Raw genomic sequence first — 25,118 nt, 5'->3', positions numbered from 1 at the left:
GAGCGCGCCGCGGAGTCGTTCGCTACGGTCAGACCGTGGTCAAGAACTATGCTGCGCGCGCCGGAGTCGTCGGCGCCGTCACGACGCTGATGCTGCTGACCTCGTCCCCCGCCTTCGCGCTCACGCGCGACGACGGTGACGACCCCGGCACGAAGGGGCTGAGCGTCGCCGAGACGCTGGGCCTTTACGTGGGCGCACCGCTGCTGCTGTTCCTGCTGATCTGCGGTCTGGTCATGGTGGGCGACAAGTCCCGCAAGGAGAGCTGACCCTCCCCGTCTCGCCGAGGGCGCCCCGGGCCGACGCGGCCGGGGCGCCCTCAGGCATGTGCGCGTCCTGCGGGGAGCCGGAGGGGGTGGGACGCGCGGGGTGCCGCGCGTCCCACCCCCTCGGGGTGTCGGCCGGTCAGGCGGTGGCGCGGTCGGCGGCCTGCGCCCGCAGCGCGCGGTCCACGCCCGCCCGGTTCTCGTTCACGAGCCGGCGCAGCGCCGCGCTGGCGTCACCGGCCGAGGCGAGCCAGGCGTCCGTCGCGTCCAGCGTCTCCTGCGAGACCTGGAGTGTCGGGTAGAGCCCGATCGCGATCTGCTGCGCCATCTCGTGGCTGCGGGAGCGCCACACCTCGGAGAGCACCGCGAAGTACCGCTCGGTGTAGGGGGCCAGCAGCTCGCGCTGGTCCGTCTGGACGAAACCGGCGATCACGGCCTCCTGCACCGCGTTGGGCAGCCGGTCGGACTCCACGACCTCGGCCCACGCCGCGGCCTTCGCCTCAGCCGTGGGCCGGGCCGCGCGGGCGGTCGCGGCGTGCCGCTCGCCCGCCGAGGTCGCGTCGCGCTTCAGCTCGGCCGCGATGGCGTCCTCGTCCGCCCGGCCGGTGGCCGCCAGCCGCAGCAGCAGGCCCCAGCGCAGGTCGGTGTCGACGGCGAGGCCCTCGACGCTCTCGCTGCCGTCCAGCAGCCCGGCGAGCAGGCCGAGCTGCTCGTCGGTGCGGGCGGTGGCCGCCATGGCGCGGGCCCAGGCCAGCTGGTGGTCGCTGCCCGGCTCGGCGGCCCGCAGCCGCTCCAGCGCCGCCTGCGACCAGCGGGAGAGCCCCTCCTCGCGCCACTCGGGCGCCGCGTACACGTCGAGCGCCAGCTTGACCTGCCGGTGCAGCGACTGGACGACGCCGATGTCCGACTCCTTGCCGATGCCCGCCAGCACCAGCTCCAGGTAGTCGCGCGCGGCCAGTTCACCGTCGCGGGTCATGTCCCAGGCCGAGGCCCAGCACAGGGCGCGCGGCAGCGACTCGGTGAAGTCGCCCAGGTGCGCGGTGACGGTGGCCAGGGACTGCGCGTCGAGGCGGACCTTCGCGTAGGACAGGTCGTCGTCGTTGAGCAGGATGACGGCGGGCCGCGCCCGTCCGGCCAGCTCGGGGACCTCGGTGACGGCGCCGTCGACGTCCAGCTCGATGCGCTCGTCGCGCACCAGGGCGCCGTCCTTCAGCTCGTACAGGCCCACGGCGATGCGGTGCGGCCGCAGCGTGGACTCGCCCGCCGCGCCCTCGGGCAGCGCCGGGGCCTCCTGCCGGACGGCGAAGTCGAGGATCGTCCCGTCGGCGTCGACGTTGATCTCCGGCCGCAGGACGTTGATGCCGGCGGTCTGGAGCCACGCCTTCGACCAGGCCGTCAGGTCGCGCCCGGAGGTCTCCTCCAGCGCGTTCAGCAGGTCAGCGAGCCGGGTGTTGCCCCACTCGTGCCGCTTGAAGTACGTCTGCACGCCGCGGAAGAAGGCGTCCGTCCCGACGTAGGCCACCAGCTGCTTGAGCACCGAGGCGCCCTTGGCGTAGGTGATGCCGTCGAAGTTGACCAGGACGTCGTCGAGGTCCCGGATCTCGGCCATGATCGGGTGCGTGGAGGGGAGCTGGTCCTGGCGGTAGGCCCAGGTCTTCATCTGGTTGGCGAACGACGTCCAGGCATGCGGCCAGCGGCTGCCGGGTGCGTGCGCCTGGCAGGCGACGGAGGTGTACGTGGCGAACGACTCGTTCAGCCACAGGTCGTTCCACCACTCCATGGTGACCAGGTCGCCGAACCACATGTGCGCCAGCTCGTGCAGGATGGTCTCGGCGCGGGTCTCGTAGGCCGCGTCCGTGACCTTCGAGCGGAAGACGTACTGGTCCCGGATGGTGACGGCACCGGCGTTCTCCATGGCGCCCGCGTTGAACTCCGGGACGAAGAGCTGGTCGTACTTCTCGAACGGGTACGGGTAGTCGAACTTCTCCTCGAACCAGTCGAAGCCCTGCCGCGTCACCTCGAAGATCGCCTCCGCGTCCAGGTGCTCGGCGAGCGACGGGCGGCAGTACAGGCCCAGCGGCACGCTGCGCCCCTCGCCCTCCCAGGTGCTGTGCACGCTGTGGTACGGGCCGACGATCAGCGCGGTGATGTAGGTCGAGATGCGCGGCGTCGGTGCGAACGTCCACACCGTCTCCTGCGGGCCCGTGGGCTTCGGCGTCGGCGCGTTGGAGACGACCGTCCACCCGGCGGGTGCCGTGACGGTGAACCGGAACGACGCCTTCAGGTCCGGCTGCTCGAAGCAGGCGAAGACGCGGCGGGCGTCCGGCACCTCGAACTGCGTGTAGAGGTAGGCCTGCTGGTCCACCGGGTCGACGAAGCGGTGCAGCCCCTCACCGGTGTTGGTGTAGGCGCAGTCCGCGACGACGGTCAGCTCGTTCGCGCCCGCCGCGACGGAGCGCAGGGCGATACGGGAGTCGGCGAACACCTCGGCCGGGTCCAGCGCCTCGCCGTTCAGCCGCACCTCGTGCACGGCCGGGGCGACGAGGTCGACGAAGGTGCTCGTGGCCTCGCTCGCCTCGAAGCGGACCGTCGTCGCCGAGCGGAACGTCCCGCCCTCCTGCGCCCCGGAGAGGTCCAGCTCCACGGTGTACGCGTCCACGGTCAGGACGCGCGCCCGTTCCTGCGCCTCGTCACGGGTCAGATTCGTCCCAGGCACCTGGTGTCTCCCTCATCGGTAGTCTCGGGCTTCATTGCCGGCGGTCCCGCCATCCTTCCACGCCCGCCCCGCCGGTGTGCGGCTCACCTGGGCAGCACCACGAGGTGGGCCGCCGGGTCGCGCTCCTCCCACGTCATCAGGGCCGTGCGCACCACCGCCGCCTGCTCCCGCGGGGCGTCGCGCAGCCGCAGCGGGCACAGCCGCACCACCGCGACGCCGAGCCGCTCCAGCGCCTCCCTCCGGCGGACGTGCTCCGTCCACACGGTGTCGGCCTCCCGGACGTCGAAGCCGTCGAAGCCCTCGCCGTCGTCGAGGCCGCGCCGGACGTCCAGCTCCACGGCGACGGCCTGACCGGGCCAGTAGGCGTCCACGTGGCCCAGGTACGGTCCGGCGGGCAGGCGCAGGTCGACGTTCCAGTACGGGTCCGGCAGTCCGCAGTCGCGCACCATGGCGTACAGCCGCTCCTCGCCGAGCGCGCGTCCCTCGGCGAGGAGGGCGTCGACGGCGTCCACCACGTGCGGCCGCGACAGCACCCGCGCCCGGGTCAGCTCCCGCACCAGGACCTGCGCCTCGCAGTGCCCGCCGCGCACCGCCTCCGTCATCAGCCGCCGGACCGCGACGGCGTCGGTGAGCCGCTCCACGGCGTCGGCCACCGCGCGGGCCACCGGGGCGAGGGGCACGCCCGCGACGTCCTGCGGTTCGGGCACCGCGTGCGCCCGGACGATCCGCGCCCAACCGGCCGAGCGCAGCCGCCGGGTGTGCGGCACGAGCAGGTCGATGCGCTCCAGCGACGGCAGCGGGGGAGCGGACGCCAGTCCGTGCAGGGCCAGCGCCGCCGGACCGGTGATCATCACCGCGCCGGGGGCCGGCTCGCGCCGGGCGTAGAGCAGGACGGCGTGCAGCCGCTCCTCGCTCGTCGGGGGCCCGGCGTGCAGCAGGTACACGCCGGGCAGCGGACGCTGCCAGGGACCGCCGCGACGGCAGCGCTCCTGGGCGAGGGAGGTCGGCACCCCCCGCTCGCGCAGGGTTCGGGCCGTGACGACGCGCCTGCGGACGTCGGAGAGGTCGCCGAGGAGGCGGGGGGTGAGCGGAGTGTCGTGGTTCATGCCGGGGCGATGCCCGGCCGTTCCGGGCCCCCAACCGCTGTTACCGGCCCGTCGACGAACCGGGACGATTCCGTCCTCAAGGACGCCCGTTCGACTGCCGATAGCGGGCCGCGCCACCCCGCCCCACCAGGGACGGAGTGGCGCGGTGCTCAGACCTCGGCCGCCGCGTCGCACGCCTGTCCGGCCAGGGCGCGCGCGAGGTCGTCGCGGGCCTCCAGCACCAGTCGGCGCAGCGCCGGCGGGGCGTCCGCGTGCGACGCCAGCCAGGTGTCCGTCGCCGCCAGGGTCTGCGGGGTGCTCAGCAAGGCCGGGTAGAGCCCGCGCACCACGGACATGCCGATCTCGATCGAGCGCTCCGCCCACACCCGCTCCAGCATCGCGAAGTACCGCTCCACGTACGGTGCCAGCAGCTCCCGTTGGCCGCCCTGCGCGAAGCCGCTGATCGTGGCGCCGACGAGCGCGTTGGACAGCCGGTCGGACTCGACGACGGAGTTCCACGCCTGTTCCTTGACCTCCGCCGAGGGGCGCGCCGCCAGGCAGCGCACCTGGTGCCGCTTGCCGGAGGCGGTGTCGTCGCGCGCCAGCTCGGCGTCGATCGCCGCGGCGTCGGCACGGCCGGCGGCCGCGAGGCGTCCGAGGAACGCCCAGCGCAGCTCCTGGTCGACGTCCAGGCCCTTGATCCGCTGCCCGCCGTCCAGCAGCTCCTGGAGCAGGGTCAGGTGCGCGTCGTCGCCCGCCGTCGCGGCGAAGAACCGCGCCCAGGACAGCTGGTGGCCGCTGCCCGGTTCGGCGGCGCGCAGCTCGCGCTCGGCGCCCTCGGCCAGCTCCCGTGCCGCTCCCGCGCGCGCTCCGGCGGTGACGTAGTGGTCGAGCGCCGTCTGCGTCCAGGCGTGCAGCATCTGGAGCACGCCGACGTCGCTCTCGGTGCCCGCGAAGCGCAGCACCAGGCGCAGGAAGTCCCGCGCGGGCAGCAGCGCGTCCCGCGTCAGGTTCCACACGGCCGACCAGCACAGGGCCCGGGCCAGCGGGTCCTGGACGGCGCCCAGGTCCGTGCGCAGGGTGGCCAGCGAGCGGGCGTCGGGCCGCGTCTTGCAGAACGTGAGGTCGTCGTCGTTGACGAGGACCAGGTCGGGCCGCTCGGCCCCGGCCAGCTCGGTGACGACCGTGCGTTCCCCGGCCACGTCCAGCTCCGCGCGGGCGTACCGGGTGAGCGGCCCGCCCTCGGCCGTCCGGCGGTAGAGGCCGACGGCGACGCGGTGCGGCCGCAGCACCGGGTGCGTCTCGGGGGCCTCCTGGACGACGGCCAGCTCGCGTACGCGGCCGTCCCCGCCGTAGGACACCTCGGGGGTGAGCGTGTTGACCCCGGCGGTCTGGAGCCAGGCGCGGGCCCACTCGCCCATGTCGCGTCCGGAGGTCTCGCTGAGCACGGCCAGCAGGTGTTCGAGGCGGGTGTTGCCGTACGCGTGCCGCTTGAAGTAGCGGCGCGCGCCCTCCAGGAAGGCGTCCCGCCCGGCGTAGGCCACCAGCTGCTTGAGCACGGAGGCGCCCTTGGCGTAGGTGATGCCGTCGAAGTTGAGCTTGGCGTCCTCCAGATCCCGGATGTCCGCCGTGATCGGGTGGGTGGAGGGCAGCTGGTCGGCCCGGTAGGCCCACGCCTTGCGCCGGTTGGCGAAGGTGACCCACCCGGCGTCGAACCGGGTGGCCTCCACCTGGGCGAAGGAGCCCATGAAGTCCGCGAAGGACTCCTTGAGCCACAGGTCGTCCCACCACTCCATGGTCACCAGGTCGCCGAACCACATGTGGGCCATCTCGTGCAGGATCACGTTGGCCCGGCCCTCGTAGGACGCCTCGGTCACCTTGCCCCGGAAGACGAACTCCTCCCGGAAGGTGACGCAGCCGGGGTTCTCCATGGCGCCGAGGTTGTACTCGGGGACGAACGCCTGGTCGTACTTGCCGAAGGGGTACGGATAGTCGAAGTGGTCGTGGAAGAAGTCCAGACCCTCCTTCGTCACCCGGAAGATGTCGTCGGCGTCGAAGTGCTTGGCCAGCCCCCGGCGGCACAGCGCGCCGAGCGGGATCGTCAGCTCGGTGCCGTCGGCCAGGCGGCGGCGGTACCGGTCGGCCACGTAGTGGTACGGACCGGCGACGACGGCGGTGATGTACGTCGAGATGGGCCGGGTGCGCGCGAAGCGCCAGGTGGCCGAGGCGTCGCCGTGCTGCTCGGGGGCGCCTTCCCGGTCCCCGTTGCTGAGCACCGTCCAGGCCGCCGGGGCGGTGACGGTGAAGTCGAAGGGCGCCTTGAGGTCGGGCTGCTCGAAGTTGGCGAAGACCCGGCGGGCGTCGGCGGGCTCGTACTGCGTGTAGAGGTAGGTCTCCCCGTCCTCCGGGTCGACGAAGTGGTGCAGCCCCTCACCGGTGCGGCTGTAGGCGCACGCGGCGTCGACCGTGAGCTCGTTCTCCGCCGCCAACGGGCCGATCCGTACCCGGCTGCCGTCGAAGATCCGGTCCACGGGGAGTTCCGCGCCGTTGAGCGTCACCGAGTGGACGTGCGGTGCCAGCAGGTCGACGAAGGTCTCGGCCCCCGCCCGGGAGCTGCGGAACCGGATCGTGGTGGTGGAGCGGAACGTGCGCGGGCCGTCCCCCGGGGCCGGTCCGACCGCGCCCCGCAGGTCGAGGGCCACCTCGTATCCGTCCACGGTGAGCAGCTCGGCCCGTTCCCGGGCCTCCTCACGGGTCAGGTTCTCTCCGGGCACGGAACGACTCCTTGTGTGACACCTGGTCTCGCATATCGAACAACGGGGGTCAGCATGCCATGACCACCGGCCACCTGGGCAGGCCCGGTTTCCGCCCCCCCGGTGGGAATGGGGACCGCGTCGCGCGGCGTTACGACCGGTGGTAGTGCCGTGACCGATGTGAGGAGACCCGTTGTCCGAGAAGACGACCGCCGACTTCTGGTTCGACCCGCTGTGTCCCTGGGCCTGGCTGACGTCCCGCTGGATGCTGGAGGTGGAACAGGTCCGGCCCGTCTCCGTGCGCTGGCACGTGATGAGCCTGTCCGTCCTCAACGAGGACAAGCTCGACGAGCTTCCGGAGCACTACCGGGAGCTGCTGCACACCGGCTGGGGCCCGGTGCGGGTGTGCGTCGCCGCCGAGCAGAAGTACGGCCCGGAGGTGCTCGGCGCGCTCTACACGGCGCTCGGCACCCGGTTCCACGTGCGCGGTGAGGAGCGGACGGCCGAGACGATCGCCGGTGCCCTCGTCGACGCCGGGCTCGACCCCGAGCTGGTGCGGGCCATGGAGAGCACGGAGTACGACGAGGCGCTCCGCGCGTCCCACGCCGAGGGCATCGGGCTCGTCGGCCAGGACGTCGGCACCCCGGTGATCGCCGTGCCGGGGGCGGACGGCGACCCGCTCGGCTTCTTCGGCCCGGTCGTGACACCGGCCCCGAAGGGTGAGGCGGCCGGTCGGCTGTGGGACGGCACGCTGCTGGTGGCGTCGACGCCCGGCTTCTACGAGATCAAGCGCACCCGTGACGCCGAGCCGGTCTTCGACTGAGCGGTCGCCGCAGCCGAGGAGCGGGGGCCTTCCCGGGTGCGTCGGGCACCCGGGAAGGCCCCCGCACACCTGCCCGTGAGCGGTGAGAAGACGATCACGAGGGCAGGGGACGAGAGGGGTCGGCGGTCCGCCGACCCGGATCAGGGAGCGAGCAGCAGGTTGTTCGCGCGCTCCTTGGCGGCGGTGTAACGCGCCGCGACGTCCTGCCAGTTGACGACGCGCCACATGGCCTCGACGAAGTCGACCTTCTGGTTGCGGTACTGCAGGTAGAAGGCGTGCTCCCAGGCGTCGAAGACGAGGATCGGCACCGATCCCTGACCGACGTTGCCCTGGTGGTCGTAGATCTGCTCCACGATCAGCCGGCCGGTGACCGGCTCGTAGGCGAGCACGCCCCAGCCCGACCCCTGGGTCGTCGCCGCGGCCTTGGACAGCTGTGCCTTGAACTTCGCGAACGAGCCGAACGACTCGGCGATGGCGTCCGCCAGCTCGCCCGTGCCGTCCTTGTCCAGCGGCTCGCCGCCGCCGTCCCCCGTCATGTTCTGCCAGTAGATCGAGTGCAGGATGTGCCCGGACAGGTGGAAGGCGAGGCTCTTCTCCAGCCCGTTGATGCCGCCCCAGTTCTCCTTGTCCCGTGCCTCCGCCAGCTGCTCCAGCGTGTCGTTCGCGCCCTTGACGTAGGCGGCGTGGTGCTTGTCGTGGTGCAACTCGATGATCTCGCCGCTGATCACGGGCTCCAGCGCCACGTAGTCGTACGGGAGTTCGGGCAGCGTGTACAGCGTGGACATGCGCTTGTTCCCCTCGGCCTGCTCTTGCACATCACTTGCAACAAGACACTAACAGCAACAAGGTGCGAGGACAGCGAAAAGGGGGCGGCCCCGGTGGGGCCGCCCCCTTCCCGGGAGCGGGGTGACGGCGCGGCCGGCGGCCGTCAGTCGTTCGCCGTGCGCGCGGCCCGCCGCTGCCGCAGCAGACCCACCAGCGCGAGCGCCAGCGTCAGTCCGCCCGTGGCGGCGAGCTGCTCGCGGGTGTCGCCGTCCCGCAGCATGAGCAGGAAGATGCCGGCGATGCCGACGATCGCCACCCACGTCAGGACCGGGAACGCCCACATCCGCACCACGAGCCTCTCCGGGCTCTCCCGCTCCAGCTTCCGGCGCGTCCGCAGTTGCGAGACGGCGATGAAGCCCCACACGACGAGCACGGCCGCGCCCACCATGTTGAGCAGCCACTGGAAGACCGTGTCCGGCCACCACAGGCTCAGCAGCACGGCGAAGAAACCGAACGCGGACGACGCCAGCACGGCGAGGCGTGGCACGCCGCCGCTGACCCTCCCCAGCAGCCGGGGCCCCTCGCCGCGCCGCACGAGCGAGAAGGCCATCCGGGAGGCGCCGTAGATGTTCGCGTTCATCGCCGACAGCAGCGCCACCAGGACCACGACCTTCATGACCTCCCCCGCCGCCGGGACGCCGATGTGGTCCAGCACCGCGGCGTACGGGCCGCTGGCCAGCGAGGCGTCGTCCCACGGGATGAGCGTGACGATGACGGCCATCGAGCCCACGTAGAAGACGCCGATCCGCCACATCGCCGTCCGCACGGCCTTGGCGACACCGCGCACCGGGTCCTTCGACTCGGCCGCCGCGATGGTGACCGTCTCCAGACCGCCGTAGGCGAACACCGACGCGAGCAGCCCCACGATGAGGCCGTCGGCGCCCTTCGGGAAGAAGCCGCCGTTCCCCGTGAGGTTCGAGGTGCCCGGCGCGTCGGTGCCGGGCAGCGCCCCGGCGATCGCCAGAGCGCCGATGACCAGGAACGCCACGATCGCGAACACCTTCAGCGCCGCGAACCAGAACTCGTACTCGCCGAAGTTCTTCACCGAGGCCAGGTTCGTGGTGCAGAAGACGGCCATGAACAGGGCGACCCACATCCACATCCCGGTGCCCGGCAGCCAGGTGAGCATGATCTCCGCCGCCGCGACGGCCTCGGCCGCCACCGCGACGCACAGCAGCACCCAGAAGATCCAGCCCGCCGTGAACCCGGCCCACGGCCCCAGCGCCCGCTCGGCGTGCACGGAGAAGGACCCGGACGCGGGACGTGCGGCCGACATCTCGCCGAGCATGCGCATGACCAGCATCACCAGCAGCCCGGACACCGCGAAGGCCAGGACGATGGCGGGCCCGGCGGCGGCGATGCCCGCCCCCGAACCGACGAAGAGCCCGGCGCCGATGACGCCACCGAGCGCGATCATCGACAGGTGGCGCTGCTTGAGACCGTGGGTGAGGGCACCCTGCGTCCCCGTGTCGTCCGCCGGGGCGGGCGGAGCGGAGGGGGACGCCTCGTGGGTGGGGGAGGAAGCCATGGGGGTCCAAAGGGGGAGGGGGGAACGAGGGGAGCGGAAGATCGACGCAGGGCCGACGGAGGCGGTCACTCCGGAACGCCCGCCAGTGTGAGCGGCTTCTCACGCGCGCTTCAATGGCGCACGTCACGCTCCGCTGTCCGGACGGTCGGCCTTTCACCTGCGATGTCCGTCCGCACAACTGTAGACGCCCAGCGTTGTCGCCAACGTCACGGACGGCCGCCGCGCGCCTTCGGATAGCGTCGACGGGTCTCCCCCGTCCCCCTCGTCACAGGAGGCTCACGCATGAGCACAGCCGCAGTCGGCGCACGTCCCGGTGCCGTCCTCGCCGACGTCCTGCCCGCCACGACGCTCAGCCGCTCCGTCGCGCGCGACGTGGCCCTGGTGCTCGGCGGGGCGGCGCTCACCGGCATCGCCGCACAGCTCGCCGTCCAGCCCCCCGGCTTCCCCGTGCCCGTCACCGGCCAGACCTTCGCCGCGCTCCTCGTCGGCGCCGGGCTCGGTGCCCAGCGCGCCCTGCTCTCCCTCGGCCTCTACCTCGTCGCGGGCGTCGCCGGCGTGCCCTGGTTCGCGCAGGGCGGCCACGGTGCGGGCATGCCCGCGTTCGGCTACGTCGTCGGGATGCTGCTCGCCGCCGTCGTGGTCGGGGCCCTCGCCCGCCGGGGCGGCGACCGCAGCGTGCTCCGCACCGCCGGCACGATGGCCGTCGGCACGGCGATCATCTACGCCGTCGGCGTGCCCTACCTCGCCGTGGCCGCCGACCTCGGTGTGGGGGAGGCCGTGACCAAGGGGCTCGTGCCGTACCTGTTCGGCGACGCGCTCAAGGCCGCCCTCGCGATGGCGGCCCTGCCCACGGCCTGGAACCTGGTCCACCGCAGGCCCTGACCCCCGGTCAGCACCGCCCGAGGGCCCCGCACCGGACGTTCACCCGGTGCGGGGCCCTCGCGCGCGGTGGCACCGGAGCGCATCGGTGTCGGCGGGCAGGGCCCCCGCGCCGGATGCCCGAGGCCGCTGTACGAGACCGCACCCCGACCCGGAAAGATGTACGGAACGCGTACGCGCATGCAGAGGGCATGCCAGGGGAGGGAAGCACCGTGAGCCACCACCAGCCGCCGCCGGACCAGCCGCCCGGCGAGCCGTCCCGGCCGCCCGGCCCGCCGCCCGCCGGTCCGCCGTCACTCGATCTGCCGCCCGTCACCCCGCCCCCGCCACCGGCGGCCGACCCGCCGGCCGCGTCCGCCCCCTCCGACCAACCGGCCGAGGAGACGGCCGACGTGCCGCCCACCCTGCCGCCGCCCCCGCCCCCGCCCCCGCCCGGCCACGCCCCCGCGGCACCCGGACCGGAGGCCGCGGGGCCCGGGAGGGGCAGGCTCATCGGTCTGGCGGTCGCCGCCGTGGTCCTCGTCGGCGCCGTCATCGCCGGTGTCCTGCTCCTCACCGGAGGGGACGACGACACGTCCGCCGTCGCCGACAGGAAGCCCGGAGCGTCGCAGGACGCCGAGGCGGGCCGGGATTCCGAGGGCGGAGAGGGTCCCGAGGACGCCGACCGGCCGGACGCGGAGCCCGGGACGGAGGACGGGGGCGACGGCGACCGGGAGCGCGACGGCGACTCCCCGTCGCAGGACCCGGCGGACCGGCCCGGCGGCCAGGCGCCCTACGAACTGGTCCTGCCCGAGGGGCTGCTGGACACCTACACGCTCATAGCGGGCGAGGACGGCGGCCTGCCCACCGACACGACCGGCTTCGACGAGGCGATCGACGCGATGCGCGTCGAGGGCGCCCAGGGCACCCAGGGCGCGTACTCCACCTGGGACCCGAGCGACCCGGAGAGTCTCCAGGACCCGAGCGCCCTGGAGTCGATGGAGATGCTCATCGTCGCCGGGGCCTGGGGCGTCGTGCAGGACCCGGAGGCGTCGGTGGACGGCTTCTTCGCCAAGCTGAAGACCGAGCAGCCCGCGGACGCGGACGGCGAACTCCAGGGCACGCCGCAGGCGATGAGCCCGGACGGGCTGGACGGCGCGGTGATGAAGTGCCAGATCATGAGCAACGTCGACTTCGAAGGGCGGGCCCAGGAGACGTCGCTGTGCGTCTGGGCCGATGACAGCACGGTGGCGGTGGTCATGCCGATCCCGATGAGCGGCTCCCGGTCGCTCGCCGAGGGGGCGCAGCTCACCGCGGACGTGCGGGCCGAGCTCCGGGTGGCGGCGGACTGAGCCCGGCATGTGAGGGTCCGGAGCCCAAGCGGTGGCCGCCGGGGACCTTCCGGCTCTTCTCGGCCAAGATGTCGGTAACGCGTCAACGCATGCATGGAGCATGCCCACGGAGGGAAGCGTCGTGAGTTACCACCAGCCGCCGCCGCAGGGCCCGTACGGACAGCAGCCCCAGCAACCGGGGCCCTACGGAGCGGGCCACGGCTCCCAGCCGTACGGCCGGCCCGGCGGCGGCCAGCCCCCCGGCTACGGCTATCCGCAAGCGCCCCCGGCCCAGCCCGGGTACGGCTACCCGGGCCGGCCCGGCCAGCAGCCCTACGGCCCGCCGCAGCCCGGCGGGTACGTCCCGCCGCCCCCGCCGCGCAAGAGCGGCACCGGCAAGGTCATAGCCCTGGCCGTCGGTGCCGTCCTCGTGGTGGGTGCCGTCATCGGCGGCATCCTCTATCTCACGGGGGACGGCGACTCCGACGTCGCCGACGACGGCCCCCACCGACTCGTCGTCCCCGAGGCGGTCGGCGACTACACGCTGGAGGAGAACGACGGATCCGGCACGGGCGGCAGCGGGGACGAGGACTTCCAGAAGTTCCTGCGGACCCTCGGGGTCTCCGACGGCGAGTCCGTCGAGGGCCAGTACACCACCCTGGACACCAGCGACCCGTCGGCGCTGGACGAGGGCAGCCTCGCCACCATGCGCATGGCGTTCTACGGCGGCGTGTGGGGGACGGTCGACGACCCGGAGCAGGCCGTGGACGACTTCTTCACCGCGATGAGGGAGGAGACGGAGCAGGACCCCTCGGACGAAGCCGAACTGGTCGGGGACCCGCAGTCCGTCTCCCCCGAGGGACTGGACGGCGCGGTGATGAAGTGTCAGGAGGTCGAGTCCCAGGCCGACGAGGAGATGCCCACCACCTTCAGCACCTCCCTGTGTGTCTGGGCCGACTACAGCACCGTGGGCATGGTGATGCCGCTGAGCGTCGTCGGGGCCATGTCGGTCGAGGACTCGGCCCAGGTCGCCGCCGACTTCCGGACGGAGGCCCGCGTCAGGGTCGAGTGAACCGGGACGGACGCCGCCGCCCGGGGGCGGGCCCGTTCCCCGGGCCCGCCCCCGCGCCGTCCGCACCGGATGTGACGCGTCGAACGCGTTCCGGGAGGATGAGGGCGACACGTGAGTGCGTGCACGCGGCACGCACCGGGAGGGGAAACGTGATGAGCCATCAGCCGCCACCGCCGCCACCACCACCGGGGCCGTACGGTCAGCAGCCTCCGCAGCCGAACCCGTACGGCGCGCCGCCCGCACCGTACCCGCCGTACGGAAACCCGCAGTCGCAGCCCGCAGGCCCGTACGCCCAGCCGACGTACGGGCACCCGCCCGCAGCGCAGGGCCCGTACGCACCGCAGCAGCCGTACGGGCAGGCCCACCTCCACGGTGGGCAGGCACCGCCCCCGCCGCCCCGGCGGCGCTCGAAGGGCAAGGCCGTCGGCCTGACCGTCGGCGCGCTCGCCGTGGTCGGCGCACTCGTCGCGGGTGTCGTCCTCCTCACCGGCGGCGACGGCTCCACGATCGCCGACGACGGACCCCACCGCCTCGACGTCCCCCAGCAGGTGGGGGACTACCGGCTCTCCGAGGACGACGGCGGGACGGACGGCGCCGCGCGCGAGGACGCCGAGTTCATGGCCGTCATGGAGCGGCTGGGCATCTCGGACGGCACGTCGGTGCAGGGCAGCTACAGCACGCTCGACCCGGACGACGCGGGCACCTCGGGCGAGGACAACCCGCTCGCCGGCATGCGGATGGCGTTCTTCGGCGGTGTCTGGGGCGAGGTCGAGGACCCGGAGCGCGCGGTGGACGACTTCTTCCGCTTCGTGCGGAGCGAGGCGGCGAAGGACGAGGAGAGCACCGCGGAGTTCGTCGGCGACCCGGAGGCGTTCACACCCGAGGGCTTCGAGGGCGCCGTGCTGAAGTGCCAGGAGGTCGCGGACGAGCAGGAGGGCGTCCAGGTGTCCGTGCCGCTGTGCGTCTGGGGGGACCACAGCACGGTGGGGATGGTCATGCCGCTCGCCCTGCTGGGGACGACGTCCATGGAGGCCGGGGCGCAGCTGACGGCCGACTTCCGGGCGGAGGCCCGCGTCCGGGCCGAGTGACGCCCGGTGAACGCCGTGGGGCCCGGGAGCGGCTTGCTCCCGGGCCCCACGCCGTTCGGTGGCGCCTTACGCCGACTTCTCCTGCGGGCCGGACTCCGAGCCGCGGTGACGCGGCACGAGCGTCGGGTTCACGTTCGAGTGGACGACGTCCGCGGTGATGACGACGCGGGCCACGTCCTTGCGGGACGGCACCTCGTACATCACCGACATCAGGACCTCTTCCATGATGGCCCGCAGTCCGCGTGCGCCGGTGCCGCGCAGGATCGCCTGGTCGGCGATGGCCTCCAGCGCCGGACGGTCGAACTCCAACTCCACGCCGTCGAGTTCGAAGAGCCGCTGGTACTGCTTGATGAGGGCGTTGCGGGGCTCCACGAGGATCTTCAGCAGCGCCTCGCGGTCCAGGTTGTGCACCGAGGTGATGACGGGAAGACGGCCGATGAACTCGGGGATCATCCCGAACTTCACCAGGTCCTCCGGCATGATCTCCTCGAAGTGGTTCGCGGACTCCATCTCGCGCTTGGAGCGGATCGTCGCGCCGAAGCCGATGCCCTTCGCGCCCGCCCGCGACTCGATGATCTTCTCCAGCCCGGCGAAGGCGCCGCCCACGATGAACAGCACGTTCGTCGTGTCGATCTGGATGAACTCCTGGTGCGGGTGCTTGCGCCCGCCCTGCGGCGGCACGGACGCCGTGGTGCCTTCGAGGATCTTCAGCAGGGCCTGCTGCACGCCCTCACCGGAGACGTCACGCGTGATCGACGGGTTCTCGCTCTTGCGGGCGACCTTGTCGATCTCGTCGATGTAGATGATCCCCGTCTCGGCCTTCTTGACGTCGTAGTCCGCCGCCTGGATCAGCTTGAGCAGGATGTTCTCGACGTCCTCGCCGACGTACCCGGCCTCGGTCAGCGCCGTCGCGTCGGCGATGGCGAACGGGACGTTCAGCATGCGCGCCAGGGTCTGCGCCAGCAGGGTCTTGCCCGAGCCGGTCGGGCCCAGGAGCAGGATGTTGGACTTGGCCAGCTCGATGGCGTCGTCCTTGCCCTGCGGACCGCCGTTCTCACCCGCCTGGACGCGCTTGTAGTGGTTGTAGACGGCGACGGACAGGGCCTTCTTCGCGGCCTCCTGCCCGACGACGTAGCCCTCCAGGAACTCGTAGATCTCCCGGGGCTTGGGCAGCTCGTCCCAACGGACCTCGGAGGACTCGGCGAGCTCCTCCTCGATGATCTCGTTGCAGAGATCGATGCACTCGTCGCAGATGTACACACCTGGGCCCGCGATGAGCTTCTTCACCTGCTTCTGGCTCTTGCCGCAGAACGAGCACTTGAGCAGGTCGCCGCCATCACCGATGCGTGCCACGAGGTGCTTCCCCTTCGCCTGTCACCGCCGGGGCCCCGGCGATTCCTGGTCCTTGCCTTTCGAAGGTACCTTGCCCAGGCCCTTGAATGGGCCCCCCTTGGAACGACTGACGCCCAAGGGGGGCACCACGGTGCCGGTCTGCCGGGCGGATCAGCCCGCCAGCCCGACCGACGTCTTGCGGGTGGAGATGATCTGGTCCACCAGACCGTACGCCAGAGCCTCCTCCGCGGTGAGGATCTTGTCGCGCTCGATGTCGTCGCGGATCTGGTCGATCGGCTTGGTGGAGTGCTTGGCCAGCATCTCCTCCAGCTGCGTCCGCATGCGCTGGATCTCGTTCGCGGCGATCTCCAGATCCGAGACCTGGCCGCGACCGGTCTCGCTGTACGGCTGGTGGATCAGGATACGCGCGTTGGGAAGCGCCATCCGCTTGCCGGGGGTGCCGGCCGCGAGCAGCACGGCGGCGGCGGAGGCCGCCTGACCCATGCAGACGGTCTGCACATCGGGCTTCACGAACTGCATCGTGTCGTAGATGGCGGTCAGCGCGGTGAAGGAGCCACCGGGCGAGTTGATGTAGATCGAGATGTCGCGGTCCGGGTCCATCGACTCCAGGCACAGCAACTGGGCCATGACGTCGTTGGCGGAGGCGTCGTCGATCTGCACGCCGAGGAAGATCACCCGCTCCTCGAAGAGCTTCGCGTACGGGTCGTACTCGCGCACGCCCTGGGAGGTGCGCTCGACGAAGCGGGGAACGACGTAGCGGGAGTCGGGGGAGGGGCCGGTGTAGCGAGCGTCGGAGCGCTCGTGAAGGCCGGCGCCGGGGTAGTTGTTCATCGGGTGTCCACCGTCCTGGTGATCCTCATGAGGTCTTGCTGCGGGCTGCGGGAGGGGCCGGGCAGGGCCCCGGGCGGCTGGGCGGGGGAGGGGCTCAGGCGCCCGTGCCGCCACCGCCGGGAATGTCGGCCGCGGAGCCGATGACCTCGTCCAGCAGGCCGTACTCCTTGGCCTCGTGGGCGCTGAACCAGCGGTCGCGGTCGGCGTCCCGGTTCCACTGCTCGACGGTCTGGCCGGTGTGCTGGGCCGACAGCTCCGCCATCTTCTTCTTCGTCCGCAGCAGCTGCTCGGCGTGGATCTTGATGTCCGAGGCCGACCCGGCGAGACCCGCGGACGGCTGGTGGATCAGGATCTCGGCGTTCGGCAGGGCGAAGCGCTTGCCCGGGGTGCCCGCGCTGAGCAGGAACTGGCCCATCGAGGCGGCGAGGCCCATCGCGATCGTCACGACGTCGTTCTTGATGTACTGCATCGTGTCGTAGATCGCCATGCCGGCCGTGATCGAACCGCCCGGGCTGTTGATGTAGAGGTAGATGTCCTTGTCCGGGTCAGCGGCGAGGAGAAGCAGCTGCGCGGTGATCTTGTTGGCGATCTCGTCGTCCACCGGCTGGCCGAGGAAGATGATCCGCTCGTTGAGCAGCCGGTTGTAGACCTGGTCGCCGAGCCCGCCACCGAAGTTGGGCTCACCGGCGGCGGAAGGCATCGGAAGCGTCACGTGTCCACCTGCTCGTGTCCGGACGGCCGGGCCGCCGTAAGGCGGCTCCCCTGCCGTCGCTAGCGTCTTCGTGTACATGGACCCTAACGCGCAGGTCCGGCGCGGCCATCCCGGTCCGAGAACTGTTCGCTGTGAGCGCAGGCACCGTTCCGGCTGGTCGCGTGGGGAGGCCCGGAACCGTTGCGCCGTACGCGAACGGGCCCGTGCGCGCGCGTGCGCACGGGCCCGTTGCGGCGGGACGTCGGCCGGGCCGGGAGGGCGGTCAGCCCTCCTTCTTCTCCTCGGTCGCCTGCTCGGCGGCGGGGGCCTCGGCGGTGTCACCGGACGTCTCGGCGGTCTCGGCCGCCTCGACCGTCTCGGCGCCCTCCTCCTCGTCGTCCAGCTCGACGACCTCGCCGTTGCTGTCCTTCACCGTCACGGACTCGACGACCAGGGCCAGCGCCTTGCCGCGCGCGACCTCGCCGACGAGCATCGGCACCTGGCCGCCCTCGACGACGGCCTGGGCGAACTGGTCGGGGCTCATGCCGGAGGACTGGGCACGCCGCATCAGGTGCTCGGTGAGCTCCTCCTGGCTGACGTTGAGCTTCTCCTTGGAGACCAGCTCGTCCAGCACGAACTGGGTCTTGATGCCCTTGACCGCCTGCTCCTTGAGCTCGGCGTCGAAGTCCTCCTCGCTCTTGTCCTGCAGCTGCAGGTACGTGGCGAGGTCCATGCCCATCTGGCCGAGCTGGTGGTTCACGAGGTTGTGCTTGCGGGTGTTGATCTCGTCCTCGAGGAGCTTGTCGGGGACGGGCACCTCGATGAGCTCGATGAGCTCCTCCAGCACCTTCTGCTGGGCCTCGGTCGCCTGCTCGTACTTCTTGTTCTGCTCCAGCCGCTTGCGGCTGTCGTCGCGCAGCTCGGCGATCGTGTCGAACTGGCTCGCCAGCTGGGCGAAGTCATCGTCCAGCTCGGGCAGTTCGCGGGCGGAGACGGTCTCGACGTCCACCGTGACCTCGGCCTCCTGGCCGGCCGCGGAGCCGCCCTTGAGCGTGGAGGTGAAGGTGGCGGTGCCGCCGGCCTCCAGGCCGGTGACCGCGTCGTCGATGCCCTCCAGCAGCTCGCCGGAGCCGATGGTGTAGTCGATGCCCTTCGCGACACCGTCGGGCAGGACCTCGCCGTCGACCTTGGCCTCCAGGTCGAGCTTGACGACGTCGCCCTCGGCGGCGGCGCGCTCGACGGGCGAGGTGGAGGCGAAGCGCTCACGGAGCTGCTCGACGGCCTGGTCCACGTCCTCGTCCGTCACCTCGACGGCGTCCACGGTGACCTCGATGCCGGAGTAGTCCGGGATCTCGATCTCGGGCCGCACGTCCACCTCGGCGGTGAAGGCGAGCAGCTCGTTGTCCTTGAGCTCGGTGATGTCGACCTCGGGCTGGCCGAGCGGGTTCAGCTCACCCTCCTCGACGGCGCTCTGGTACAGCTTCGGCAGCGCGTCGTTGACGGCTTCCTCCAGCACCGCGCCCCGGCCGAACCGCTGGTCGATCACCCGCGCCGGGACCTTGCCCTTGCGGAAGCCGGGCACGGTGACCTGCTGGTTGATCTTCTTGTACGCCGCGTCGAGGCTGGACTTGAGCTCCTCGAAGGGCACCTCGACAGTGAGCCGAACCCGGGTCGGGTTCAGGTTCTCCACGGCGCTCTTCACGGTCGGTCTCCTTGGGGCTGACTGCTCGGGATGGTCGTCCTCGCAACGCACGGTGAGCACGTTCCTCGGACGCTCTGCGGACGTGCGCCAGACCTGCTCCGCAGGTCCGCCTCAGGAGGTCTGCCCTCAGGCTGGAGCGCCCCGCATCCCGACCAGGAGACGTATGGAGACGTATCCCGGCGGAAAAACGGACACGACACAGGCACGCGCGTCTTTCATACTACGTGGTCGGGGTGGCCGGATTCGAACCGACGACCTTCCGCTCCCAAAGCGGACGCGCTACCAAGCTGCGCCACACCCCGCCGGTGCGACACGTAGGGTACATGGCGTACGATGCACTGCGTGCCGCACGGCGGTCGGTGACCACGTGTGAGGCGCTCGCGGGCGTAGCTCAATGGTAGAGCCCCAGTCTTCCAAACTGGCTACGCGGGTTCGATTCCCGTCGCCCGCTCACCACGACCGCAGCCCGGGCCCGCGAGGTCCGGGCTGCGGTCTTTTCGTGGTCTCTTCGTGCTGCTCCTCCGCGCGCACGCGCGGTGCCGCGCGTGCGCGCCCTATGTGGCGCGGTGGGGCCGGCAGGCCGGTGGAGGCCGGCTCAGAAGTTGATCGAGTTGATCGACCGGGCGACCGAGTCCAGGAAGTTCTGGATGGTCGGCGCCATGCCGCTGGAGGCCAGGAAGAAGCCGAGGAGCGCGGCGACGATCGCCGGGCCCGTTTTGATGGAGCCGGCGCGGATCATCACCACGAGGATGATCGCGAGCAACAGCACCACAGAGAGCGAAATGGCCACAACAGATCACACCTTCGGTCGGAACGCCTCGTCACCGGCCTGAGGGTGTCGGTCCGCTCGTGCACCCTCGCCCGCACCATCGTGCCACCAACCGGGTGAGCGCAGGAGCCCGTTGGAGCGGTGAGACCGCGAACGCGGGGAAGGGACACCGGGAAGTGGGTGCGGTGGGCGGGCGTGGCGGCCCGGACACGCGCGAAGGCGAAAAGCGACGAAGTGGGGCCTCATGGGCGCATCATCGGCCGCATGGTCACGGTGTGGACACGAAGTGAAGAATTTTGACCTCTCCAGGCAACCTGACGCCGCTCGTTTTCGTTTCCCCTCTATCGCGTCTATGGTGCGGTGGATGTTCCCCCCTGCTTCCGGGCGGACGGCGTCCCCCACCGCCCCTGCCCAGACGTCCCCCACGACGCGCGCACCGGAGCTCCGCGCGTCCGGTTCCCCGGCCGCCGAAGGGGCCGGGGACAGCCGGGCGAAGCCGCGCGACCCGTTCCTGGACAACGTCAAGTTCCTGACGATCCTGCTGGTGGGCCTGGGCCACGCCTGGGCGCCGTTGACGGGTGAGAACCGGAGCATCGCCGCTCTCTACCTGTTCGTCTACGCCTTCCACATGCCGGCGTTCGTCCTCGTCTCGGGCTATCTGTCGCGGAGCTTCGAGGCGCGCCCCGGGCAGGTGCGCCGTCTCATCACGGGCGTCGCCGTGCCCTACGCGGTCTTCGAGGTCGTCTACACGCTGTTCATGCGTCAGATCGCCGACCCCGACCGCCCCCTGTCCTTCTTCAGCCCCGGGTACGCCCTGTGGTTCCTCGTCGCCCTCTTCATCTGGCGGCTCACCGCCCCCGTCTGGAAGCTGCTGCGCTGGCCGCTTCCCGTGGCGCTCGCGGTCGCCGCCGTCGCGAGCGCGACCCCGGGCATCGGGGGCGAGCTGAACCTCATGCGGGTCCTGCAGTTCCTGCCGTTCTTCGTGCTCGGCCTCCACCTGCGCCGTGAGCACTTCGACCTCGTGCGGACCAGGACGGCGCGCCTCGTCGCCGCCCCCGTGGCCCTGGGGTTCCTCGCCTTCGCCTACTGGGCCGCGCCCGCGATGGACGACGAGTGGCTCCTCCACACCAGCTCCGCCCAGGAACTGGGCGCGCCCTGGTGGGCGGGTCCCGTGATGACCCTGGCGATCTTCGGCTGCGCACTCGCGCTGACGGCCTGCCTGGTGGCGTGGACGCCGGGCCGGACCACGTGGTTCACGGCGCTGGGAGCGGGCACGATCTTCGCGTACCTGCTGCACGTCTACCTCATCCAGGCGGCGCGGGAGTTCGACTGGTACGCGCTCTCGGGCGCCGACACCCCGCTGGGCCACCTCGTCATCTCGGTGCTCGCGCTCGTGATGATGACCGCGCTGTGCGCCGCGCCCGTCCGGCGCCTCTTCCGGCCCGTGGTGGAGCCGAGGATGGACTGGTTCTTCCGCGACACCCCGGGGAAGACCTCACCGGAAAGGGTGAACGCCACCGCGCGCTGAGGGCGTTGCCGTCCGTCAGTCCCGGCAGAGCAGGAGCAGGGCCCGGTCGTCGTTGACGTCGCGGGCCACCCGCTCGATCAGGTGCCAGGCCGCGCCGCGGAATCCGGTGGCGATGTGCGTCTCCGCCGCGCCGGTCAGCCGGTCGATGCCCTCCGTCAGGTCCCGGTCGGGTGCCTCGACCAGGCCGTCGGTGAAGAGCATGAGCACGTCCCCGCGCCGCAGCCGGCCCTTCGCGGGGTGGAACTCCGCCCCGTCCAGGACACCGAGCAGCGGCCCGTCGGCGGTCTGCGGCGTCCAGGTGCCCGCTCCGGCGCTCAGCTGCATCGCCGGCAGGTGCCCGGCGGACAGCAGCTCGAAGTCGCCGGTGTCCAGGTCCAGCACCAGGTGGACGGAGGTGGCGAAGCCCTCGTCCCACTCCTGGCGCAGCAGGTAGGCGTTGGCCGCGGGCAGGAAGGCGGGCGGCGGCAGGGAGCCGAGGAGGCCGCCGAAGGCACCGGAGAGCTGGAGCGCGCGGGACGCGGCGTCCATGCCCTTGCCGGAGACGTCGGTGAGCACGATCTCCAGGATCCGGCGCTCCTTGCCCGTGCGGGCCGCCACGACGAAGTCCCCCGAGAACGACTGGCCCCCGGCGGGACGCAGGGACATCTCGGCGTGCCAGCCGCGCGGCAGTCGCGGCAGCCTGCTCTGCACACCGAGCCGCTCGCGCAGGTCGAAGAGCATCGTGCTGCCGCCGGTCCAGGGCACCCCCACCCGCATCCGGAACTGCGCGATGAGCAGCCCGGCCAGTCCCACGGCCGCCACGACGAGCACGGTGCCGGGCGTCACCCGTCCGGCCCCGTCGGTGTAGGGGCCCAGCACGACCGACTCCACGATCAGCGCGACGGCGGAGGCGGCGTACAGCGTCAGGAGGCTGACCGGTCGCAGCAGCAGCCCGCCCGCGATGACGGGCAGGACCAGCGTCTCGGGCGCGACCCACAGCGGTTGGGCGACCGTCCCCCACGTGAGGAGGACCACGACGAGGAACAGGGTGCCGAAGACGAGCCAGTCCGAGCCGTGCCCGCGGAAGGAGTCGACACCGGAGCGCCGCAGCCGGAGCCGGGCCCGGTGCCACGCCTTACGACTGCGGTCCGTGCGGGCCGCCTGCCCGGCCGAACCGGTACGTCCTGCCATGGCTCGGGAGCCTATCCGGGTGTCCGGCGTGCGTCGATTCCCCACCTCAGCCCATGGTCATCCCGTTCGAAAATCGGATGCTCCGTTCGCATCGCCCTGGTACCTGTGGACGTATGACGACCGAGCTCCGGGCGATGGGCCCCGACGACTGGGACGCGTACTACGGGACGGTGATCCGGGCCTTCGGCGGTGATCCGAAGGAGCCCGCCGAGCGGAGCTCCTGGTACCGCGTGTGGGAGCCCGAGCGGGCGCTCGCCGCGGTCGACGGCGACGACGTCGTCGGGACGGCCACCGCCTACGGCTTCCGGATGACCGTCCCCGGCGGCGCGCCGGTGCCCTCGGCGGCGGTGTCCCTGGTCAGCGTCGCCCCCACGCACCGTCGCCGCGGCGTGCTGACGGGCATGATGCGCCGTCAGCTGGACGACGTCCGGGCCGCGGGTGAGCCGCTGGCGATCCTCACCGCCTCCGAGCCGGCGATCTACGGGCGGTACGGCTACGGCGGGGCCAGCCGCAAGCTGCGCGCCACCGTCGACACGACCCGCGTCACCTTCGCGGCTCCGCCCGAGGCCGAGGACGTCCGGCTGCGCCTGGCGGACCCGGGCAAGGCCCTGCCGGACTGCGAGGCCCTCTACGCCCGTCTGGTGCCCGAACGCCCCGGCATGCTGACGCGGACCTCCGAGGTCTGGGCGCGGCGGCAGATCGAGGACCCGCCGGCGGAGCGGGGCGGTGCCTCACCCCTCCAGTGCGTGCTGGCCGAGCGGAACGGCGAACTCCGCGGCTACGCGCGGTACGCGGTCAAGCCGCAGTGGGACGAGTCCGGTGCCCACGGGAGCGTCCGGGTGTGGGACCTGGAGGCGCTGGAGCCGGGCGCCCGCGCCGCCCTCTGGCGGTACCTGGCCGGCATCGACCTGACCGCGTCGATCGAGCTGGACAGCCGACCGGTCGACGACCCGTTCCAGTACCTCGTCTCCGACCCCCGCCGTTGCCGGCTGCGCGTCGCGGACCAGCTGTACGTGCGGCCGGTCGAGGTCGGCGCGGCGCTGGCGGCCCGCTCCTACAGCGGCCCGCTCGACGTCGTGCTGGAGGTCGCCGACGCCTTCTGCCCGTGGAACGCCGGCCGCTGGCGACTGGGCGCGGACGTCGGGGGAGCCGTGTGCGAGCGCACGGGTGCCCCGGCCGACCTGGCCCTCGACGTCCGGGAGCTCGGCGCGGCCTACCTGGGCGGCGTTCCGCTGAGCGGGCTGGCCGAGGCCGGCCTCGTCCGGGAGCTGCGGCCGGGCGCGCTGGAGGCGGCCTCGACGGCGTTCCGGGGCACGCGGGCCCCCTGGTCGCCCTACGGCTTCTGACAGCCCGGGCACCAGAACAGGTTCCGGCCCGCCAGCTCCGCCGTCCGCACCGGGGTCGCGCACACGTGGCACGGCTGTGCGGCGCGGCGGTAGACGTACACCTCGCCGCCGTGGTCGTCCACGCGCGGCGGGCGGCCCATCGCCTCGGGCGCGTGCTCGGGGCGGACGGTGTCGATGCGGTTGTGCCGCACTCCGTCGGGCATCAGGGCGACGAGGTCGTCCCACAGCGCCCGCCACCGCGCCCGCGTGAGCTCCCGCCCCGGGAGGTAGGGGTGCACGCCGTGCCGGAAGAGCACCTCGGCCCGGTAGACGTTGCCGACGCCGGACACGATCTTCTGGTCCAGCAGCAGCACGGCGATCGGTGTGCGGCTGCGCGCTATCCGCGCCCAGGCGCGGTCGGGGTCCGCGCCCGGCCGCAGCGGGTCGGGGCCCAGCCGGGCGGTGACGGCGTCCTTGTCCGCGTCGGTCACCAGCGCGCAGCGCGTCGGCCCGCGCAGGTCGGCGTAGGCGTCGCCGTGCGCCAGCCGCAGCCGGACGGTCGGGGGCGGGCTGGTGCCGGCCGGGTCGTCCGGCGTTCCGAAGAACACCTTGCCGAACAGGCCGAGGTGGACGTGTACCCAGCCGGTGCCGGGACCGAAGCCCAGGAACAGGTGCTTGCCGACCGCCTCGGCCGTCAGCAGGGGGAGGCCGTCCAGCCGCCCCGCGGCGTCCGCGAACGTGCCCTGCGGGCTGGACGCGCGCACGTCCCGGCCGCCGAAGCGCTCCCGGTAGTCCGCCGCCAGCCGGTGGATCGTGTGGCCCTCGGGCATGTCCGGCGCCGCGTCCTCCGCTCTCGGTGGCTCAGCCCTGCTGAGGGTGGTGGGCCGGGATCGGGGGCAGCTCTCCCGTCGCCTCGTAGCCGGCCAGCTGCTCGATGCGGCGCTCGTGGCGCTCGTCACCGCTGAACGGCGTGGCGAGGAACACCTCGACGAAGCGGGTGGCCTCCTCGGTGGAGTGCATCCGGGCGCCGACGCTGATCACGTTCGCGTTGTTGTGCTCCCGGCCCAGGGCGGCGGTCTGCTCGCTCCACGCCAGCACGGCCCGCACGCCGCGCACCTTGTTGGCGGCGATCTGCTCGCCGTTGCCCGAGCCGCCCACCACGACGCCCAGCGCGTCGCCGTCCGCCACGGTGCGCTCGGCGGCCCGCAGGCAGAAGGGCGGGTAGTCGTCGGCCGCGTCGTAGAGGTGCGGGCCGCAGTCGACGGGCTCGTGGCCGGCTGCCCTGAGCCACTCCACCAGGTGGTTCTTCAGTTCGTAACCGGCGTGATCGGAGCCGAGGTAGACGCGCATGGGCACGAGTGTGACACGCGGCGGCGGGGGTCGTGGCTCCGGGGCGGCGCCCCCGCG

The 25,118-nt window shown here is 72.3% G+C and carries 21 protein-coding genes and 2 tRNA genes; 9 read left to right on the top strand and 14 right to left on the bottom strand.

From position 1 onward, the window contains the following. The first annotated feature begins 35 nt into the window (after window positions 1–35). Window positions 36–266 carry a hypothetical protein gene (locus IF129_RS04090; RefSeq protein WP_191207986.1) on the top strand — a complete coding sequence of 77 codons (231 nt, stop codon included), beginning with the start codon at window positions 36–38 and terminating at the stop codon, window positions 264–266. A gap of 136 nt (window positions 267–402) precedes the next feature. On the opposite strand, the gene pepN (IF129_RS04085) is transcribed toward IF129_RS04090, so the two are convergent. From pepN (IF129_RS04085) to pepN (IF129_RS04075), 3 genes are all read right to left on the bottom strand, one after another. Continuing rightward, entirely contained in the window at window positions 403–2,979 is a 2,577-nt protein-coding gene (pepN, locus tag IF129_RS04085; protein WP_191207985.1) for an aminopeptidase N, read from the bottom strand. An 83-nt stretch (window positions 2,980–3,062) separates the two neighbouring features. Further along, window positions 3,063–4,085 carry a hypothetical protein gene (locus tag IF129_RS04080; protein ID WP_191207984.1) on the bottom strand — a complete coding sequence of 341 codons (1,023 nt, stop codon included), beginning with the start codon at window positions 4,083–4,085 and terminating at the stop codon, window positions 3,063–3,065. Window positions 4,086–4,234: 149 nt separating this feature from the next. Beyond that, window positions 4,235–6,838: an aminopeptidase N gene (gene pepN / locus IF129_RS04075; protein ID WP_191207983.1), complete on the bottom strand. Its 2,604-nt coding sequence runs from the start codon at window positions 6,836–6,838 to the stop codon at window positions 4,235–4,237. Between the two features lie 172 nt (window positions 6,839–7,010). Between pepN (IF129_RS04075) and IF129_RS04070 the strand changes: the two genes are divergently transcribed. Further along, window positions 7,011–7,640, top strand: a complete 630-nt coding sequence (locus IF129_RS04070; RefSeq protein WP_191207982.1) for a mycothiol-dependent nitroreductase Rv2466c family protein — start codon at window positions 7,011–7,013, stop codon at window positions 7,638–7,640. A 140-nt stretch (window positions 7,641–7,780) separates the two neighbouring features. On the opposite strand, the gene IF129_RS04065 is transcribed toward IF129_RS04070, so the two are convergent. Together IF129_RS04065 and IF129_RS04060 are read right to left on the bottom strand one after the other, a co-directional pair. Next, window positions 7,781–8,425 (bottom strand): superoxide dismutase, encoded by a 645-nt coding sequence (locus IF129_RS04065; protein WP_191207981.1) that lies wholly within the window; start codon window positions 8,423–8,425, stop codon window positions 7,781–7,783. 143 nt (window positions 8,426–8,568) lie between these two features. Beyond that, the gene (locus IF129_RS04060; RefSeq protein WP_191207980.1) at window positions 8,569–9,993 is read right to left on the bottom strand and encodes an amino acid permease; all 1,425 of its coding nucleotides are present in this window, start codon (window positions 9,991–9,993) and stop codon (window positions 8,569–8,571) included. A gap of 282 nt (window positions 9,994–10,275) precedes the next feature. On the opposite strand from IF129_RS04060, the gene IF129_RS04055 reads away from it, so the two are divergent. The 4 genes from IF129_RS04055 (at window position 10,276) to IF129_RS04040 (ending at window position 14,342) form a co-directional block, all read left to right on the top strand. Next, complete coding sequence (locus IF129_RS04055) at window positions 10,276–10,875, top strand: biotin transporter BioY (protein WP_191207979.1); 600 nt, start codon at window positions 10,276–10,278, stop codon at window positions 10,873–10,875. 209 nt (window positions 10,876–11,084) lie between these two features. Continuing rightward, entirely contained in the window at window positions 11,085–12,203 is a 1,119-nt protein-coding gene (locus tag IF129_RS04050) for an ICP22 family protein (protein ID WP_191207978.1), read from the top strand. Window positions 12,204–12,324: 121 nt separating this feature from the next. Beyond that, window positions 12,325–13,254 (top strand): hypothetical protein, encoded by a 930-nt coding sequence (locus tag IF129_RS04045; RefSeq protein ID WP_191207977.1) that lies wholly within the window; start codon window positions 12,325–12,327, stop codon window positions 13,252–13,254. 152 nt (window positions 13,255–13,406) lie between these two features. Then, complete coding sequence (locus IF129_RS04040) at window positions 13,407–14,342, top strand: hypothetical protein (RefSeq protein ID WP_191207976.1); 936 nt, start codon at window positions 13,407–13,409, stop codon at window positions 14,340–14,342. A gap of 66 nt (window positions 14,343–14,408) precedes the next feature. Here IF129_RS04040 and clpX read toward each other — a convergent pair whose 3' ends face one another. The 5 genes from clpX to IF129_RS04015 form a co-directional block, all read right to left on the bottom strand. Then, a complete protein-coding gene (gene clpX / locus IF129_RS04035; RefSeq protein ID WP_191207975.1) occupies window positions 14,409–15,695 on the bottom strand; it encodes an ATP-dependent Clp protease ATP-binding subunit ClpX in 1,287 nt (428 codons plus the stop codon). Window positions 15,696–15,845: 150 nt separating this feature from the next. Then, window positions 15,846–16,526: an ATP-dependent Clp protease proteolytic subunit gene (locus IF129_RS04030; protein ID WP_191207974.1), complete on the bottom strand. Its 681-nt coding sequence runs from the start codon at window positions 16,524–16,526 to the stop codon at window positions 15,846–15,848. 94 nt (window positions 16,527–16,620) lie between these two features. Next, complete coding sequence (locus IF129_RS04025; RefSeq protein WP_191208270.1) at window positions 16,621–17,226, bottom strand: ATP-dependent Clp protease proteolytic subunit; 606 nt, start codon at window positions 17,224–17,226, stop codon at window positions 16,621–16,623. A gap of 274 nt (window positions 17,227–17,500) precedes the next feature. Next, on the bottom strand, window positions 17,501–18,919 hold the full coding sequence (gene tig / locus IF129_RS04020; protein WP_191207973.1) for a trigger factor: 1,419 nt from the start codon (window positions 18,917–18,919) through the stop codon (window positions 17,501–17,503). 225 nt (window positions 18,920–19,144) lie between these two features. Further along, window positions 19,145–19,221 (bottom strand) — tRNA-Pro (locus tag IF129_RS04015). A 78-nt stretch (window positions 19,222–19,299) separates the two neighbouring features. On the opposite strand from IF129_RS04015, the gene IF129_RS04010 reads away from it, so the two are divergent. Continuing rightward, window positions 19,300–19,370: transfer RNA gene (locus IF129_RS04010), tRNA-Gly, on the top strand. Between the two features lie 144 nt (window positions 19,371–19,514). Here IF129_RS04010 and IF129_RS04005 read toward each other — a convergent pair. Then, window positions 19,515–19,709, bottom strand: coding sequence for a hypothetical protein (locus IF129_RS04005; RefSeq protein WP_191207972.1), 195 nt, complete (start codon window positions 19,707–19,709; stop codon window positions 19,515–19,517). Between the two features lie 343 nt (window positions 19,710–20,052). Between IF129_RS04005 and IF129_RS04000 the strand changes: the two genes are divergently transcribed. Further along, a complete protein-coding gene (locus IF129_RS04000) occupies window positions 20,053–21,216 on the top strand; it encodes an acyltransferase family protein (RefSeq protein ID WP_224754229.1) in 1,164 nt (387 codons plus the stop codon). A 15-nt stretch (window positions 21,217–21,231) separates the two neighbouring features. Here the strand turns inward: IF129_RS04000 and IF129_RS03995 are convergent, their stop codons facing one another. Next, complete coding sequence (locus IF129_RS03995; protein WP_191207970.1) at window positions 21,232–22,386, bottom strand: PP2C family protein-serine/threonine phosphatase; 1,155 nt, start codon at window positions 22,384–22,386, stop codon at window positions 21,232–21,234. A gap of 113 nt (window positions 22,387–22,499) precedes the next feature. Between IF129_RS03995 and IF129_RS03990 the strand changes: the two genes are divergently transcribed. Beyond that, window positions 22,500–23,732 carry a GNAT family N-acetyltransferase gene (locus IF129_RS03990; protein WP_191207969.1) on the top strand — a complete coding sequence of 411 codons (1,233 nt, stop codon included), beginning with the start codon at window positions 22,500–22,502 and terminating at the stop codon, window positions 23,730–23,732. Here the strand turns inward: IF129_RS03990 and IF129_RS03985 are convergent. Both IF129_RS03985 and IF129_RS03980 read right to left on the bottom strand, forming a co-directional pair. Continuing rightward, on the bottom strand, window positions 23,720–24,541 hold the full coding sequence (locus IF129_RS03985; RefSeq protein WP_191207968.1) for an Fpg/Nei family DNA glycosylase: 822 nt from the start codon (window positions 24,539–24,541) through the stop codon (window positions 23,720–23,722). The two genes, IF129_RS03990 and IF129_RS03985, sit on opposite strands and share 13 nt — an antisense overlap. Before the next feature lie 31 nt (window positions 24,542–24,572). Next, the gene (locus IF129_RS03980; RefSeq protein WP_191207967.1) at window positions 24,573–25,061 is read right to left on the bottom strand and encodes a ribose-5-phosphate isomerase; all 489 of its coding nucleotides are present in this window, start codon (window positions 25,059–25,061) and stop codon (window positions 24,573–24,575) included. Window positions 25,062–25,118 lie beyond the last annotated feature (57 nt).

It is taken from the genome of Streptomyces chumphonensis (assembly GCF_014779715.1).
Taxonomy (GTDB): Bacteria; Actinomycetota; Actinomycetes; order Streptomycetales; family Streptomycetaceae; genus Streptomyces; species Streptomyces chumphonensis.
The sequence above is the reverse complement of the archived record's forward strand: the minus strand, read 5'-3'. Positions and strand labels throughout refer to the sequence as shown.

Excerpts from the sequence above, each read along its gene's own strand:
- IF129_RS04080 (WP_191207984.1), bottom strand. The coding sequence starts at position 4,085 with ATGAACCACGACACTCCGCTCACCCCCCGCCTCCTCGGCGACCTCTCC.
- IF129_RS04065 (WP_191207981.1), bottom strand. The coding sequence starts at position 8,425 with ATGTCCACGCTGTACACGCTGCCCGAACTCCCGTACGACTACGTGGCG.
- IF129_RS04060 (WP_191207980.1), bottom strand. The coding sequence starts at position 9,993 with ATGGCTTCCTCCCCCACCCACGAGGCGTCCCCCTCCGCTCCGCCCGCC.
- IF129_RS04055 (WP_191207979.1), top strand. The coding sequence starts at position 10,276 with ATGAGCACAGCCGCAGTCGGCGCACGTCCCGGTGCCGTCCTCGCCGAC.
- IF129_RS04040 (WP_191207976.1), top strand. The coding sequence starts at position 13,407 with ATGAGCCATCAGCCGCCACCGCCGCCACCACCACCGGGGCCGTACGGT.
- IF129_RS04030 (WP_191207974.1), bottom strand. The coding sequence starts at position 16,526 with ATGAACAACTACCCCGGCGCCGGCCTTCACGAGCGCTCCGACGCTCGC.
- IF129_RS04025 (WP_191208270.1), bottom strand. The coding sequence starts at position 17,226 with ATGCCTTCCGCCGCCGGTGAGCCCAACTTCGGTGGCGGGCTCGGCGAC.
- IF129_RS04000 (WP_224754229.1), top strand. The coding sequence starts at position 20,053 with ATGTTCCCCCCTGCTTCCGGGCGGACGGCGTCCCCCACCGCCCCTGCC.
- IF129_RS03995 (WP_191207970.1), bottom strand. The coding sequence starts at position 22,386 with ATGGCAGGACGTACCGGTTCGGCCGGGCAGGCGGCCCGCACGGACCGC.
- IF129_RS03990 (WP_191207969.1), top strand. The coding sequence starts at position 22,500 with ATGACGACCGAGCTCCGGGCGATGGGCCCCGACGACTGGGACGCGTAC.
- IF129_RS03985 (WP_191207968.1), bottom strand. The coding sequence starts at position 24,541 with ATGCCCGAGGGCCACACGATCCACCGGCTGGCGGCGGACTACCGGGAG.
- IF129_RS03980 (WP_191207967.1), bottom strand. The coding sequence starts at position 25,061 with ATGCGCGTCTACCTCGGCTCCGATCACGCCGGTTACGAACTGAAGAAC.